This window comes from Streptococcus mitis (assembly GCF_047465045.1).
Taxonomy (GTDB): Bacteria; Bacillota; Bacilli; order Lactobacillales; family Streptococcaceae; genus Streptococcus; species Streptococcus mitis_DT.
Genome location: NZ_JASHAR010000044.1, coordinates 1 through 1,010 on the forward strand (window position 1 = coordinate 1; position 1,010 = coordinate 1,010).

Here is a 1,010-nt window from a genome sequence, read left to right on the forward strand (position 1 = left end):
ACAATCTTGATGTCAGCTCCTCAACTGTCTATCGACATATCCGAAAAGGATACTTATCTATCGCTCCTATTGACCTAGCCAGAGCCGTTAAATTCAAAGAAAGACGGAAAAGTAAGCTACCTTCCATCCCTAAAGAAGCTAAAAAAGGCCGTTCCTATGAGGATTTCCAAAACTATTTAGTCCTTAATCAACTAGACTCTTGGTTGGAAATGGACACAGTTCTGGGCAGAATGGGAGGTAAAGTCCTACTTACCTTCAACCTGTCTTTCTGTAACTTTATCTTCGCTAGGTTTCTGGATAATAAAACTGCCCTTGAGGTTACCAAACACCTCTATGATATTAAGAACACTCTTCACGAAGCGGACAAAGATTTCTTCCAACTTTTTCCTGTCATTCTTACCGATAATGGTGGAGAGTTTGCCAGGGTCGATGATATCGAAATGGATGTGCGAGGAGAGAGTAAACTCTTCTTTTGTGACCCTAATCGCTCTGACCAGAAAGGGAGAATTGAGAAAAATCACACGCTGATTCGTGACATTCTACCTAAGCGAACTTCCTTTGATAATTTAACTCAGGAGGACATTAATCTCGTCTGTTCTCATGTCAACAGTGTCAAACGTGCTGCTTTGAATGGAAAGTCAGCCTATGAGCTCTTTGCCTTTACCTATGGAGAAGAGATTCCTAAGCTTCTAGGTATTTCTAAAATACCTGCAGAAGACGTCTGTCAGTCGTCTAAATTACTCCAAAATAAGTTCTAAAAACTAACCTTTAACCCCATTCAAACGTCTCACACTAACTTCCACCATAGCGGAACTTAATCTGAAACGCTTTCAGATGAGGGGATTTTGTGCGCTCTTTTTTTCGATTCATTTTGGCTACAAAAGCGATGAAATCAAGCATGAGTAAAACCAGTGGAACTTACCCTGACACGGATTTCCACTGGTTTTTACGATTTTTATCAGACTAACTTCCACTTCTACTAGCGGTGGAATTTACTTTGGGAATTTAGC

General features: G+C 40.4%; 1 protein-coding gene. It reads left to right on the forward strand.

What is annotated here, in order from left to right:
• Positions 1 to 758 (forward strand): IS30 family transposase (locus QM409_RS10715; protein ID WP_414305732.1); only part of this gene is annotated, 758 nt, incomplete at its 5' end.
• Positions 759 to 1,010: the final 252 nt, after the last annotated feature.